General features: G+C 61.8%; 12 protein-coding genes. 3 read left to right on the top strand and 9 right to left on the bottom strand.

Going from position 1 to position 14,337, the window contains the following annotated elements; translation table 11 throughout:
- Nucleotides 1–250: 250 nt before the first annotated feature.
- The 6 genes from Thiofri_RS23220 to Thiofri_RS23245 all read right to left on the bottom strand — a co-directional run bounded on the left by Thiofri_RS23220 (nt 251) and on the right by Thiofri_RS23245 (nt 7,405).
- Entirely contained in the window at nt 251–1,699 is a 1,449-nt protein-coding gene (locus Thiofri_RS23220; protein ID WP_009148921.1) for a bifunctional 2-methylcitrate dehydratase/aconitate hydratase, read from the bottom strand.
- Between the two features lie 33 nt (nt 1,700–1,732).
- Nucleotides 1,733–2,899 (bottom strand): bifunctional 2-methylcitrate synthase/citrate synthase, encoded by a 1,167-nt coding sequence (prpC, locus tag Thiofri_RS23225; RefSeq protein WP_009148923.1) that lies wholly within the window; start codon nt 2,897–2,899, stop codon nt 1,733–1,735.
- A gap of 75 nt (nt 2,900–2,974) precedes the next feature.
- Nucleotides 2,975–3,916: a methylisocitrate lyase gene (gene prpB, locus Thiofri_RS23230; protein ID WP_009148924.1), complete on the bottom strand. Its 942-nt coding sequence runs from the start codon at nt 3,914–3,916 to the stop codon at nt 2,975–2,977.
- The gene (locus Thiofri_RS23235) at nt 3,913–4,620 is read right to left on the bottom strand and encodes a GntR family transcriptional regulator (RefSeq protein WP_009148926.1); all 708 of its coding nucleotides are present in this window, start codon (nt 4,618–4,620) and stop codon (nt 3,913–3,915) included. Before Thiofri_RS23235 ends, prpB begins: the two co-directional genes overlap by 4 nt.
- A gap of 211 nt (nt 4,621–4,831) precedes the next feature.
- Nucleotides 4,832–5,788 (bottom strand): GDP-L-fucose synthase, encoded by a 957-nt coding sequence (fcl, locus tag Thiofri_RS23240; protein WP_009148928.1) that lies wholly within the window; start codon nt 5,786–5,788, stop codon nt 4,832–4,834.
- A gap of 54 nt (nt 5,789–5,842) precedes the next feature.
- Nucleotides 5,843–7,405: a bifunctional GNAT family N-acetyltransferase/carbon-nitrogen hydrolase family protein gene (locus tag Thiofri_RS23245; protein ID WP_009148929.1), complete on the bottom strand. Its 1,563-nt coding sequence runs from the start codon at nt 7,403–7,405 to the stop codon at nt 5,843–5,845.
- 170 nt (nt 7,406–7,575) lie between these two features.
- On the opposite strand from Thiofri_RS23245, the gene Thiofri_RS23250 reads away from it, so the two are divergent.
- From Thiofri_RS23250 to Thiofri_RS23260, 3 genes are all read left to right on the top strand, one after another.
- Nucleotides 7,576–9,378: an ABC transporter transmembrane domain-containing protein gene (locus Thiofri_RS23250; protein ID WP_009148931.1), complete on the top strand. Its 1,803-nt coding sequence runs from the start codon at nt 7,576–7,578 to the stop codon at nt 9,376–9,378.
- Nucleotides 9,379–9,433: 55 nt separating this feature from the next.
- The gene (locus Thiofri_RS23255) at nt 9,434–10,552 is read left to right on the top strand and encodes a WD40 repeat domain-containing protein (RefSeq protein ID WP_009148932.1); all 1,119 of its coding nucleotides are present in this window, start codon (nt 9,434–9,436) and stop codon (nt 10,550–10,552) included.
- Nucleotides 10,553–10,697: 145 nt separating this feature from the next.
- Nucleotides 10,698–11,531 (top strand): outer membrane protein assembly factor BamD, encoded by an 834-nt coding sequence (locus tag Thiofri_RS23260; protein ID WP_009148934.1) that lies wholly within the window; start codon nt 10,698–10,700, stop codon nt 11,529–11,531.
- Nucleotides 11,532–11,715: 184 nt separating this feature from the next.
- Here the strand turns inward: Thiofri_RS23260 and glnB are convergent, their stop codons facing one another.
- The 3 genes from glnB to sucC all read right to left on the bottom strand — a co-directional run bounded on the left by glnB (nt 11,716) and on the right by sucC (nt 14,283).
- Nucleotides 11,716–12,054, bottom strand: coding sequence for a nitrogen regulatory protein P-II (gene glnB, locus Thiofri_RS23265; RefSeq protein WP_009148935.1), 339 nt, complete (start codon nt 12,052–12,054; stop codon nt 11,716–11,718).
- Nucleotides 12,055–12,198: 144 nt separating this feature from the next.
- Entirely contained in the window at nt 12,199–13,092 is an 894-nt protein-coding gene (sucD, locus tag Thiofri_RS23270) for a succinate--CoA ligase subunit alpha (RefSeq protein ID WP_009148937.1), read from the bottom strand.
- A 9-nt stretch (nt 13,093–13,101) separates the two neighbouring features.
- Complete coding sequence (gene sucC, locus Thiofri_RS23275; protein ID WP_009148939.1) at nt 13,102–14,283, bottom strand: ADP-forming succinate--CoA ligase subunit beta; 1,182 nt, start codon at nt 14,281–14,283, stop codon at nt 13,102–13,104.
- Nucleotides 14,284–14,337: the final 54 nt, after the last annotated feature.

Here is a 14,337-nt window from a genome sequence, read left to right on the forward strand (position 1 = left end):
CCTGCCAGCAAGGCGCCAGCGAGCGTTCCGAGTGCCACTGATTTGACTGATCGACTAGTTGCTTGAGTTAGCTGCATTATCTTTTCCCCTGCAATGTTGAAGACCAAACGCTACGAAGAACGGCTGAACGTTAAGGGAGACTTGCGAATTGATAAAAATTCGCAAAATGGGATTATCTTGACGGTGGGTCCGGTGTCGCAAAAGCCCCTTAATGATAGCGCCATCGTACCGAGGTTGCCATCTTTATTCGCTAGGGCAACAGCAACTCCACAAACTGCGGCACAGGCGTCGCCAGCAGTGCCGCCTCATCCTGGCACAGCGCTGCGATGCGCTCGGCTTGCCGGCGCGGAAAGCGGGTGCGCAGGGCGGCTGAGAATTTCTTCTCGAGCACCGGAATCCCTTCGGCGCGCCGGCGACGGTGGCCGATTGGATATTCCACCTCTACCTTCTCGGTCGAGCTGCCGTCGCTGAAGAAGACCTGCACGGCGTTGGCAATGGAACGCTTGTCCGCGTCGAGATATTCGGCGGTGTAGCGTGGATCTTCGCGCACCTGCATTTTTCCGCGAAGCTCATCAATGCGCGGGTCGAGCGCGACGGCGTCTTCGTAATCTTCCGCTGTCAGGCGACCGAACAGCAGGGGCACTGCCACCATGTATTGCAGGCAGTGATCGCGGTCTGCTGGATTATGCAGTGGGCCGTCCTTGCTGATGATGCGAATGGCGCTTTCCTGCGTGGTCAGCTCGATGCGCTCGATCTGATCGATACGATCACGCACCTGGCTGTGCAGTTCCATGGCGCATTCCACCGCCGTTTGGGCATGGAATTCGGCGGGGAAGCTGAGCTTAAAGAGCACATGTTCCATTACATAGCTGCCATAGTCACGCGAGCGGCGCAGTGGCTCCCCTTTGAACAGCACGTCCTGGAAACCCCAGCCTTTGGCGGTGAGTGCCGAGGGCAGACCCATCTCGCCCTTGGCGACCATCATGGCCAGGCGCAGCCCGCGCGAACTGGCATCGCCAGCGGCCCAGGACTTGCGCGAGCCGGTGTTGGGCGCGTGGCGGTAGGTGCGCAGGGACTGGCCGTCGATCCAGGCGTGGCTGAGTACATCGATGATCTGGTCCTTGTCGAGGCCCAGCATGCGCGCGGCCACGCCAGCGGAGGCGACCTTGACCAGCAGGACGTGATCGAGTCCGACGCGGTTGAAGCTGTTCTCCAGCGCCAGTACGCCTTGGATTTCGTGCGCGCGGATCATGGCATCGAGGATGTCGGCGACCATCAGCGGTGCTTCACCGCGCGCCAGGGCTTGGCGTGACAGGAAATCCGCCAGCGCGAGGATGGCGCCGAGATTATCGGACGGATGGCCCCATTCGGCCGCCAGCCAGGTGTCGTTGAAGTCGAGCCAGCGCACCATGGCGCCGATGTCGAAGGCGGCTTTGACCGGGTCGAGGCAATGTGGCGTGCCCGGCACCCGCGAGCCATTCGGCACCAAGGTACCGGGCACGAAAGGGCCCAGATGCTTGGTGCACTCCGGGTATTGCAGCGCTAGCATGGCGCAGCCTAGGGAGTCCATCAGGCAATGGCGCGCGGTGGTCTGGGCCTCGACGGAGTGAATACCGGTGTCACAGAGGTAGTCAGCGATGGCGACCAGCTCCGCGTCGGGATCAGGGCGCAGGTTGGTGTCGGCGGTGTGAGAGCTCATAGGGAAGTGATTAGCGGTTGGTAGTTAACAGGTTTAGCGCTGATCCATCGGCACCCAGGAGCGGTTCTCCGGGCCGACGTAATTGGCGCTCGGGCGAATGATCTTGGCATCTTCGCGTTGCTCGATCACATGGGCGATCCAGCCGGTGGTGCGGGAGATGACGAAAATCGGCGTGAACAGCGCCGTGGGCACGCCCATCTGGTGGTAGGAGACAGCCGAGAACCAGTCGAGATTGGGGAACATCTTTTTCGCGTCCCACATGACTGACTCCAGCCGCTCGGCGACCTCGAACATGCGCATGGCGCCGTTGTCCTCGCTCAAGCGCCGGGCGACGGCCTTGATGATCTGATTGCGCGGGTCACCGGTGGTGTAGACCGGATGGCCGAAGCCGATGATGATCTCCTTGCGCCCGATGCGCTCAAGGATGTCCGCTTCGGCCTCATCGGCGCTGACATAGCGGCTCTGGATTTCGCAGGCGGCCTCATTGGCGCCGCCGTGCTTGGGGCCGCGCAGGGCGCCAATGGCGCCGCTGATAGCGGAATAGACATCGGCGTTGGTGCCTGCAATGACACGGGCAGCGAAGGTGGAGGCGTTGAGCTCATGCTCGGCATAGAGAATCAGCGAGCAGTGCATGGAGCTGACCCAGGTTGGCGAGGGACGCTCGCCGTGGAGCAGATGCAGCAGGTGGCCGCCGATGGAATCATCGTCGGTCTCGACCTCAATGCGCTTGCCATTGTGCGCGAAGTGGTACCAATAGAGCAGCATGGAACCAAAGCTGGCCAGCAGCCGGTCGCCGATGTCGCGCGTGGCAGCGGCCGGCATGCTGTCCTTCTCTGGCTCAAGCGTGCCGAGGATGGAGCAGCCGGTGCGCAGCACGTCCATTGGGTGCGCAGATGGGGGCAGCTGCTCGAGCGCGGTCTTGAGCGCCGCCGGCAGTCCGCGCAGGCTTTTCAGTTTGCGCTTGTAGGCCGACAACTCAGCGGCCGTCGGCAGACGACCGTGGATCAGCAGATGAGCAATCTCCTCGAACTCGGCCTTGTCGGCAAAGTCGAGAATGTCGAAGCCGCGGTAGTGCAGGTCGTTGCCCGTGCGCCCGACGGTGCAGATGGCGGTGTTGCCGGCGACAGTGCCGGACAGGGCGACGGATTTTTTTGGCTTGGGGGAAATCGGGGGCGTGGTGGTCGCTGGGCTGTCAGTCATGATGGGCTGCTCCGGGTAAACCAGAAGGAATCAGTGTGGACAGGAAAGAAATCCGCATCACCGGCGAGGCGTCAGTCAGTTCGCGGTGTTTTGCCGCTGTTCGGCAAAAAGTCGGTCAAGATGTTCTTCAAAGGCGTGGTAGTCGAGGAACTCATAGAGCGCCATGCGTGTTTGCATGATGTCGACAACCCCAGCCTGGCTGCCTTCCTGACGGATGGCGTTGTAGACCTTGAGCGCGGCCAGGTTCATCGCGCGGAAAGCGGACAATGGATAGAGCGCAAGCCCAACGCCGGCCGAGGCGAGTTCCTGGGTGGTAAAGAGCGGCGTGCTGCCAAACTCGGTAATATTGGCGAGCACCGGCACCCCAGTCGCATCGACAAAACGCTGATACTGATCCAGGGCAGTAACGGCTTCTGGAAAGATCATGTCCGCGCCGGCTTCCGCGCAGGCCTGAGCGCGCTCAATGGCAGCGTCCAGCCCTTCAACGGCCAGGGCATCGGTACGCGCCATGATGACGAAGTCTTGACTGCGCGCATCCACCGCCGCCTTGACGCGATCAACCATCTCCGCGAGCGAGACAATGGCCTTTCCGGGCCGGTGACCACAGCGCTTGGCCGCGACCTGGTCCTCAATGTGGCAACCAGCGGCGCCAGCACGCATTAGCTCGCGGATGGTGCGCTGAATGTTGAGCGCCCCGCCAAAACCGGTATCAGCGTCGACCAGCAGCGGCCTGTCGCTGGCATAAGTGATGCGGCGCACGTCCTCGAGCACATTATCCAGACTGGTGATGCCAAGATCTGGCAACCCGTAGGAGGCCGCGGCCACGCCGCCGCCGGACAGATAAAGCGCGCGAAAGCCGAGCTGCTCGGCCATGATGGCGTGATAGGCGTTGACAGCGCCGACAACCTGTAGCGGTTGTTCTTCTGCAAGTGCAGCACGCAGGCGGGCGCCCGGGGTAAGATCGAGATGGGTGCCGGGATTGGGACTTGAATCGGTAGCCGGGGTGGACTGGCTCATGCGACGGGCCTCATGGTTGGTTGGTGCGGGTGGCTCGCGATGCACTGCTCGGCATGACGGCGCGAGGCGCGGATATGCCGGCGCATCAGCCATTCGGCCAGCTCGCCGTCGCGCTCGCCGATGGCATCGACGATCAGGCCGTGCTCTTTGAGTGCTGCGGTAGCGCGCTCGCTTTTCATGCCGAACTGGCAGCGGTACATGCGTGCGAGGTAATAGAGATCATCGCACAGAATGGCGATCAGGCGCCGGTTGCCGCTGCCATGCACGATACGATAGTGAAAATCCCAGTCGCCCTCGCTCTGAAAATAGGCCTGCCAGTGGTCGCGCGCAACGCTGGCGCGATGGGCGTCGAGCAGGCGTTGCAGCTCGGCGATCTCGGCATCCGTCATGGTCTCCGCCGCCAAGCGCGCAGCCAGTCCCTCGAGCGTCTCGCGCACTTGGTAAAGCTCTACCAACTGCCCGGCGCTGAGCGACACCACGCGCGCGCCCACATTGGCCCGGCGCTCGACCAGATGGGTCGCCTCCAGCCGCCGCATGGCCTCGCGCAGCGGCCCGCGGCTGATCGCGAAGCGATCCGCCAGCACTGGCTCGCTCAGCTTGCTACCAGGCGCAATCTCTCCCTCGACAATGGCGCAGCGGATTTGCGCGAAGACCCGGTCGGCCAGGGTATCGCTGTCGGTGGTTGAGGTGATGGCAGCCAGCATTGTCTAGATTGTCGACACTTCACAGGATTTAGCGAGGATAAACCCTGCTTCGCTAATTCGTCAAGCCAATATGTCGACAATCTGCGTTTGGCCCGAGGCTCCGGCACGCCATTTGGCACTGCGCCAAAATGGTCACCCAAAATAGTTACAAGGAATCTGCCGGAATAACTTCGTGAGTGGACAGACCCGGGCGGGATTCACTTCAGGGGGCTCAGGCTCTGAGCTGATGCTGATGATCCAGAAACCACTGGTAGGTCTGCGCTAGCCCCTCCTCGAGTCCGATGCGCGCCTGCCAGCCCAGGCTTTGCAGGCGGCTGACATCGAGCAGCTTGCGTGGCGGGCCGTCCGGTTGGCTTTCGTCGAAGCGAATCTGGCCCTGGTAACCGGTGACCTTACCGATGGTTTCGGCCAGTTCGCGGATGGGCAGGTCGCTGCCGCTGCCGACGTTAACATGGGAGCACATGGGATCGGTCAGGCTGGCGTATTGCTCCGGGGGCAGATTCATCAGATGCACGCAGGCATCAGCCATGTCATCGACATGCAAAAACTCGCGCTGCGCTTGGCCGCTACCCCAGACCTCAACCTCGGGCGCCTGTTCCAGCTTGGCCTGGTGGAATTTGCGCAGCAGCGCCGGGATGACGTGGCTTTCGCGCAGATTAAAGTTATCTCCGGGGCCGTAGAGATTCGTCGGCATGGCGCTGCGAAAATCCGTGCCGTACTGACGATTGTAAGATTCGCACAGCTTGATGCCGGCGATTTTGGCGACCGCATAGGGCTCGTTGGTGGGTTCCAGGGGGCCAGTCAGCAAGGCATTTTCTGGCATTGGTTGGGGGGCCAGGCGCGGGTAGATGCAGGAGCTGCCGAGAAACAACAGTCGCTCCACGCCATGGCGCCAGGCGGCATGGATCACATGAGCCTGAACCATGAGGTTTTGATAGATAAATTCGGCTGGCAGGTGCTCATTGGCCCAGATGCCGCCGACCTTGGCCGCCGCGAGATAAACCTGCTGCGGACGCTGTTCGGCAAAGAAATTCTCAACGGCATGGGCGTCTAGCAGATCGAGTTCGACGCGGGTGCGCGTGACCGGCTCGATGCCTTGCTGCGTGGCGAGTTGTCGCAAGATGGCGGAACCCACCATGCCACGGTGTCCAGCGATGAAAATCTTCATCTGCGCTCCTTACCCAGTTGCTCTTTCAGTTTGTCGCCATTACTGATCAACCGCTTACTCCCGCCATACCAGATGATAAAGATCATGCCGCCGATCTTTCAGATTCTGCACCGTGCCGGAATAGCGCGCCTCGCGCAGGTCGGCGAGGCGCAGGTCGGCAAAAGCGACGGTCTCGACATTGGGCGTGGTGTCGGCGGCGATGCCGTCGCGCGCGAAGGGAAAATCGCAAGGGGTTAGGATGCAGCTTTGGGCGTATTGAATATCCATGTTGGCGACATTGGGCAGATTGCCGCAGTTGCCGGACATGACCACATAGCACTGGTTCTCCACCGCGCGCGCCTGGCAGCAGTAACGCACACGCAAGTAGGACTGGCGCTCATCGGTGCAGAAGGGCACAAAAATGATGTTGGCGCCCTGGTCGGCGAGATGGCGCGAGAGCTCGGGGAACTCGGCGTCATAGCAGATGAGCACTCCGATGGGGCCGCAATCGGTGTTGATGGTGGACAGCTCATGGCCGCCTTCGATATTCCACCAGTAGACCTCGTTCGGTGTCGGATGGATCTTGGCCTGCTCATGCACCTCGCCGCCGCGCAGACACACGTAGCAGATGTTCTCGACCCGCCCGTTGGGCATTTTCGTCGGGTGCGAGCCGCCGATAATATTAATGTTGTAGCGCACCGCCATGTCACGCAGCGCAGTCTTTATAGGATCGGTCCAGCGCGTCAGGGCCTCGATGGCTTCCGACGGGGACAGCTCAGAGTCCTCCATCGACAAGAGCTGTAGCGAGAATAATTCTGGGAAGACGCAGAAGTCGGAGCGGTAATCGGCGGTGACATCGACAAAGTAGCGCAGCATTTCGACGAATTCCTCAAAGGATTTCACCCGCCGCTGCTGATACTGCACGGTCGCCACCCGCACGGTGTCGGTCAGGCGCCCGCCGAAGGGCTTGGCGCGCGCTTCTTCCTTCTCGTCCGGGGCCTGAGGGTTGCGCCACAGCAGATGCACACCATAGCCAAGCGACTGGCGATCCTCGTTCCAATAATCCGGCAGCAGGCCGATCACGTCAAAATCGTTACGCAACTGAAAGGTGAGCACCGGGTCTTTCTCGCGGCCCTGGCGAATAGCCTCGATATAGTCCTCAGGCTTGGCGAAATGCTCCATGGCGGCGGCCAGGGTGGGCAGGCGCCCGCCGTAGATAATGCCGCGCAGCGCCCATGCCTGCACCAGCTTCTTGCGCTCGTCATACAGGCGCTGGCCGATGCGCAAGCCGCGAAAGTCCGGATCGACACACACCTCCACGCCGTAGAGGTAGTCGCCATTGGGATCGTGGCGACTGGCATAACCGCTGCCGGTGATCCAGTTCCAGGTGTGGGGCTTGAGCGCGATTTCGCCGCTGATGAGAAAACTCGAGCAGAAACCGATCAGATCGCCCTCATATTCAGCGATAAACTGCCCTTCCGGAAACTTGTTAATTTGCCCGCGCAGCATGCTGGCGGTATAGCTGCTCACGCCACTGCCGGCATAGGCGCGAGCGAACAGCTTGCGAATATTGGGGATATCCGCCGGCGTGGGGTTATGCACAACAACCTGTGCAGCGGTGTCTGGCGCTTGGGTCATGGTTCTCCGGAATTGGGTGGAGGTGGACGCGGCTGATGGCGATTGGCACAAAAATCATCGCCCGCTCGGCTGTATCGCTGTAGAAAATGCGTTTTCTGTTTTGGGCCGAAAACCCATGTCGGCTCGGTATAAAAGTCTTATCTTGACAGTTTTTCACGGACCTTTCCTGCATGCATCATCAATCGTCGACCAGTGCCCCGCCTGACCGCCCCGCCACCCGCAATCCGCGCGCGCTGCTGCGGCTACTGCGCTTCGCCAAACCCTATCGCCTGCATCTCTTTGGTGCCCTGCTGGCACTGCTGGTGGCGGCCGGATCGGTGCTGACCTTCGGGCAGGTGATCCGCACCGTCGTGGACTCGGGGCTCAGCACTGGCTCGCTCACTGCACTCAATCAGGCTCTGGTGTTTTTTCTCGCGGTGGTAGTGCTCACGGCAGCAGCCATTGTCGCGCGCAGCTACTTGCTTAACTGGATCGGCGAGCGGGTGGTGGCGGATATTCGCCAGGCGGTGTTCGAGCGTGTGCTGCATCTGGATATCGGCTATTTCGAGAGCGTGCGCGCCGGAGAAGTCATCAGCCGGCTGACCAGCGACACAGCGCTGTTGCAAGTGGTGGTCGGCTCGACGCTTGCCATGGTGCTGCGCACTTCGCTTCTGGTCATCGGTGGGGTGCTGATGCTCGCCATCACCAGCCCGGCGCTAACCGCCCTGGTGCTGCTCGGCGTGCCCCTGGTGGTTGGCCCCAGCTGGCTGCTCGGATCACGAGTGCGCAAACTCTCGCGCGCCAGTCAAGATCGCGTCGCCGACATCGGCGCCTATATCGACGAAGCCGTGCATGGCATTCGCACCGTGCAGGCGTTTAATCACCAGCCGATCGACAACCGCCGCTATGCCGACCAAGTCGAACGTGCTTTTCGCGTGGCTATGCAGCGCTCAGTCAGCAGCGCGCTGCTCTCCGGCATCGCCACCCTGCTCACCTTTGGCGCCATTGGCGCTGTGCTCTGGGTCGGTGGCCGCCAGGTGCTGGCTGGAACCCTGAGCGGCGGCGACCTCTCGGCCTTCCTGTTCTATGCCGTGCTGGTGGCTGGCTCGGTTGGCTCACTGAGCGATCTGCTCGGGCAACTGCTGCGCGGTGCCGGCGCCAGCGAGCGACTGATGGAACTGCTCAGCCTGGAGCCCGCGGTGACCAGTCCGGCCAAGCCCGAGTCGCTGCCAGAGCCGGCGCGCGGCGCCGTGCGCTTCGAGCAGGTGCGCTTCTGCTACCCGAGTCGCCCGGAAACACCGGCCGCCGATGGGCTCAGCTTGGAGATTCAGCCCGGCGAGCGAGTGGCGCTGGTCGGTCCCTCGGGCGCTGGTAAATCGACCCTGTTCGCACTGCTGTTGCGCTTTTATGATCCGCAACAGGGCGCCATTCGTTTCGACGGCGTGGATCTTCGACACCTCGATCTGCGCGACCTGCGCGGCCAGATTGCACTGGTGCCGCAGGACCCGGTGATTTTCGGCGCCAGTGCCTGGGAGAATATCCGTTATGGCCTTGACTCCGCCAGCAATGAAGATGTCCGCCGCGCTGCCGCCGCCGCTCATGCCGATGTCTTTCTTGAGCGATTGCCGCAGGGCTTCGATACTTACCTTGGCGAGCGCGGCGTGCGCCTGTCTGGCGGCGAGCGCCAGCGCATCGCCATCGCCCGCACCATTTTGCGCAACCCGGCGCTACTGCTGCTCGATGAAGCCACCAGCGCGCTCGACGCCGAAAGCGAGCGCCTCGTGCAGGACGCGCTCGAACACCTGATGCAAGGCCGAACCAGCATGGTGATCGCCCATCGCCTGGCGACCGTGCGCAATGCGAATCGTATTCTAGTATTAGACCAGGGGCGCATTGTTGCGAGCGGCACCCACGCCAGCCTGATGCGCGAGGATGGTCTCTATGCGCGCTTGGCGTCCTTGCAGTTTCAGGATGCAGTGGTCAGTGGCGTATGAAATCCGGCGCTTGATGTGCTTTGCTGACATGTCCAGAACAGAAGGAGTGACCAACATGTTTCAGGAAATTTCTGGGAAATCCCGTGCCAGCGTGCCCATTCAGACTCAACAGATCGATTCGCATCGACCGGCGAAACGCCCGGCTAGTGTTTTACAGACGTCATCGGGGACCTGGGTGCTACGTGACCGCTGGCTGCCCTGCGCATTAATGCTGACCGCAGCGCTCTTGCTCAGCGGCTGCTTCGACCCGGGCGAGAAGCACAGTTTCGGGGTGGCGGAGCAGGGCCTATATGACGCAAGCTTGAGCAGCGATGCTGGCTCACTGGTGATCGCCTCGGTCACTCAGGGCGGCAGCTTCTGGGATCTGGCCAACAGCACCCGCAGCTTCAACTGGAACCACCATGGCGAGAAACCAACGGCGCTTGTCGCGGTGGCGCTGGCCGGCGATACCAGCTATGCGGTCACCGTCGACCAGGCGCCTATCATGGTTCTGTGGGATGCGAAAACCGGCCAGGCGCTGCGCAGCTGGATGCTGCCGCTAGAGGTGACTTCAATGGCGTTAGCCGATGCCGGCCGGCGACTGCTGATCGGCACCGCAAACAACGAGGCGCTGGTATTCGATCTGCGTCGTGGCGGCATTGAGCATCGCCTATCGCATGAGGAAGAAGTCAATGACGTGGCCATCTCAGCCGACGGTAAGCTGGGGCTCACTGTCGCGGACGATGACTATGCGCGCCTGTGGGATCTGCAACAGGCCAAGGAACTGCACCGCTGGGAACTCAACAACAATGGCATGACCGCCGCTCTGTCGCCGAGTGGGCGCTACGCCTTCGCTGCCGGGCAAAGCGCACGCGCGGCGGTCTGGGACACCCGCAGCGGGGCCTTGCTGTTTGAGCTCAATCCTTTCCAGAAATGGGTGGGGCGCGGCATCTCCTACAGCAGCGCGGTCTTCTCACCGCGCGAGGATGAACTCCTGACCGGCAGCGTCACTGGCAATGTCAAGCGCTGGTCGCTCGGCAACGGCCAACCGCTTGGAAGCTGGATTCTGGGGCGCCGGAGCTGGATCAGCCCCTCGGCCGTCAAGCTGATTGCCCTGGCCTACGCGCGCAACGGCGATTATTTCGCCGTCGGCAGCAATGGCCTGGTCTATGTACTTGGGCCGCAGTCCGGCTAACGGGCCAGCCCGAACACCCGGTTGCGGCCCTCGCTCCCGCCCTGCCAGCCCCAGCCAGTTCTAGCAGGACGCAACGAAAAGTCCGCGCTGTTGTTTGCTATACTGCGCGCCATTTCCTTAAAGACAAACCCCGGATCGACAGGCCATGCGGTCAAAATTTCTTGCGTCACTCCTGCTTGCCTGCCTGCTGCCTGTGCTGGTTGCGAGCTGCGGCATTCTGAACAAAGAATTCGATCAGACCGAGGGCTGGAGCGCATCGAAACTCTACACCGAGGGGGCTCAGCAGCTTGATGCGGCCAACTATCAGCGCGCCATCGACTACTTCGAGAAACTTGAGGCGCGCTATCCCTTTGGCCGCTATGCAATGCAAGGGCAGCTTGACGTCGCCTATGCCTATTACAGGGACGAGCAACCGGAGGCGGCCATTGCGGCAGCGGATCGCTTTATTAAGCTGTACCCGCAAAATCCTTTTGTCGATTATGCCTATTATCTGAAAGGCATCGTCAACTACAACCGCAGCGTTGGCTTTATCGACCGTTTCATCCCGACCGATGCATCCCAGCGTGATCCAGGCTCAGCGCTTGATGCCTTTCAGGACTTCAGCGAGCTGGTGCGTCTATTTCCCAACAGCAAGTATGCAGTCGATGCCCGCCAACGCATGCTCTATTTGCGCAATAATCTGGCCAAGAATGAGGTCAATGTCGCGCGATACTACATGAAGCGTGGAGCTTACGTGGCAGCGGCGAATCGGGCTCAATATGTGGTTGAACGCTATCAGCGGACCTCGGCAGTGGAGAGTGCACTCGAGGTGCTTGTTCAGGCCTATCGCGCGCTGGGCGAAAAACAGCTCGCGGCCGATGCCGAGCGGGTGCTGGTCATGAACCGCGAAGCCGGGCGCTTTATCAGCGACGAGCCGCAACCAGAAGACATCAGCCTTGGGCGCAAGGTGTGGGATTATCTTGGGCTTGACCAGAACTGAGTGGCCAGAACAGAGCTGAGGCTCTGATGCGGCGAATCAATTCGCCGTCCTGCTTTGACGCGGCGAATCAATTCGCCGTCCTACTTTGACGCGGCGAATCAATTCGCCGTCCTACTTTGACGCGGCGAATCAATTCGCCGTCCTACTTTGACGCGGCGAATCAATTCGCCGCTACGCCGCCGCCTCAGATCGCAGCTTCGTCTTCTTCGCCCGTGCGAATGCGCACCACGCGCGACACATCAATGACGAAAATCTTGCCATCGCCTATCTTGCCGGTGCGCGCGGCTCGGGTGATGGCCTCGACGCAGGAGTCGAGCTGGTCGTTTGCCACGACCAGCTCAATCTTCACCTTGGGCAGAAAATCCACCACGTATTCGGCACCGCGGTAGAGTTCGGTATGGCCTTTCTGGCGTCCGAAACCCTTAACCTCAATCGCCGTCATGCCGGTAATGCCGGCGGCGGACAGGGCCTCGCGTACGTCGTCGAGTTTGAAGGGTTTGATGATGGCTTCGACCTTCTTCATCAGGGTCTCCGTGATTCCGTTGATAGCGCTGCCAGGTTGTCTGGCAGCTTGGCTGCAAGCTTATCTGGTCGCTTTTCTTTAAGTTGACCGGGTGAGTATAAAAGCCCGCCGCCGGCTTGGCTACGCCCGCGCGCGCCACCGGGGCTAGGCGGGCGGGTGACCGAGTAACTTCAGCATGCCTTCGCCGAGTTCGGCCGGGGACCGAAATGTCGCCACGCCGGCCTGTTCGAGTGCGCGATACTTGGCCTCCGCCGTGCCCGTGCCGCCCTGTGCGCCGCCCTGGATAATGGCACCTGCATGGCCCATGCGCTTGCCCGGCGGCGCAGTCAGGCCGGCGATATAGGCACCCACGGGCTTGGACATGGAGGCGCGAATAAAGTGCGCCGCTTCCTCCTCGGCCTGACCGCCGATCTCCCCGACCATCAGCACCGCCTCGGTTTGGGGATCATCCTCAAACTGCCGCAGGCAGTCGATAAAATCCAGGCCCTGGATGGGATCGCCGCCGATGCCGACACAGGTGCTCTGCCCCAGTCCGGCGCGGCTGGTCTGAAACACTGCCTCATAGGTCAGGGTGCCGGAGCGCGAGACAATGCCAATGCAGCCCGATTGGTGAATAGAACCGGGCATGATGCCGATTTTGCAGGCGCCGGGCGTAATCACGCCCGGGCAATTCGGGCCAATCAGCGCCACACCAGTAGACGCCAACGCAGCCTTGACCGCGAGCATGTCGAGCACCGGAATGCCTTCAGTGATGCAGACGATGACCTCGATACCGGCATCGGCAGCCTCGAGAATGGCATCGGGGGCGAAGGCGGCCGGGACGTAGATCATGCTGGCGTTAGCGCCGGTCTCGGCCACGGCATCGGCGACAGTGTCGAACACCGGCAGGCCAAGATGCTGCTGACCGCCCTTGCCGGGCGTGACGCCACCGACTAAGCGGGTGCCATAGGCCAGCGCCTGTTCACTGTGAAAAGTCCCCTGCTTGCCGGTGAAACCCTGGCAGATCAGGCGGGTGTTGGCGTCGACCAGAATGCTCATTGTTCGGCTTCAGGTATCCAAGTTTATCGGGCGCGTGGCGGCGGCCACCACGCGGTCAGCGGCCTCGGCGAGATCGCTCGCAGTCTCAAGCGCCAAGCCGCTTTGTGCCAGCATGGCCAGGCCCTGCTCGGCATTGGTGCCGGCCAGGCGCACCACCAGCGGCACCCGCAGCGCGGTGCGCGCCACGGCCTGGATGATGCCCTCGGCGATCAAATCGCAACGCACAATGCCACCAAAGATGTTGACCAGAATAGCGCCGACTTTGGCATCGGACAGAATCAATTGGAAGGCCTCGGCCACTCGCTCGGCGGTGGTATTGCCACCGACATCGAGAAAATTGGCCGGCTTGCCACCATGGCGCTGCACCAGATCCATGGTCGCCATCGCCAGCCCCGCGCCATTGACCATGCAGCCGATGTTGCCGTCGAGGCTCACATAACTCAGGCCCTGCTTGTCGGCCCGCGCTTCGCGCTCGTCTTCCTGGCTGCGATCACGCAAGGCTTGCAGATCCGGATGGCGGTAGAGCGCATTGGCATCCAGCACCACTTTGGCGTCAAGCGCCAGCAGTTGGTCGCCGGCACCGAGTGCCAGCGGATTGATTTCGAGCAGACTGGCGTCCTTATCGATGAACAATCGGTAGAGCGCCTGGGTAATTTGATGCAGGGGCTTTAGCGTGGCGGCGGGCAAACCCAACCGGTAGCCGAGATGGCGGCTCTGCCAGGCGCGCAGGCCAGTGGCCGGATGCACCCAGACGCGTTCGAAGGCGGCCGGCTTGGCCGCAGCAGCGGCTTCGACGTCGCCGCCGCCCGCACGCGAGGCGATCAGCATCACCCGTTCGGCAGCGCGATCAACTAGCATGGCCAGATAGAACTCCTGGGTTGCGCTAGCCGGCGCCTCGATCAGCACCCGCTCCACCGGCAGCGCGCGTCCGCCGCTCTGGGCGGTCACTAGCGGTCGCCCGAGCAGTTGACCGGCAGCATTGCGCACCTCATCGAGCGTGGTGCAATGAATCACACCACCGGCCTTGCCGCGACCGCCGGCATGCACCTGCGCCTTGATCATCCATTGCGTGCCGCCCACGGCCGCAGCAGCGGCCACGGCAGAATCGACGCTATCGGCCACGCGGCTCTCCGGCACTGGAATGCCATAGTCGCGGAACAGGGCTTTGGCCTGGTACTCGTGCAGATTCATGGTTTCGCGAACCCAAGGGGCGTGGTGCAAAATAGCGTTTTCATCGCGTTTCTA

The sequence above is a fragment of the Thiorhodovibrio frisius genome (assembly GCF_033954835.1).
Lineage (GTDB): Bacteria > Pseudomonadota > Gammaproteobacteria > Chromatiales > Chromatiaceae > Thiorhodovibrio > Thiorhodovibrio frisius.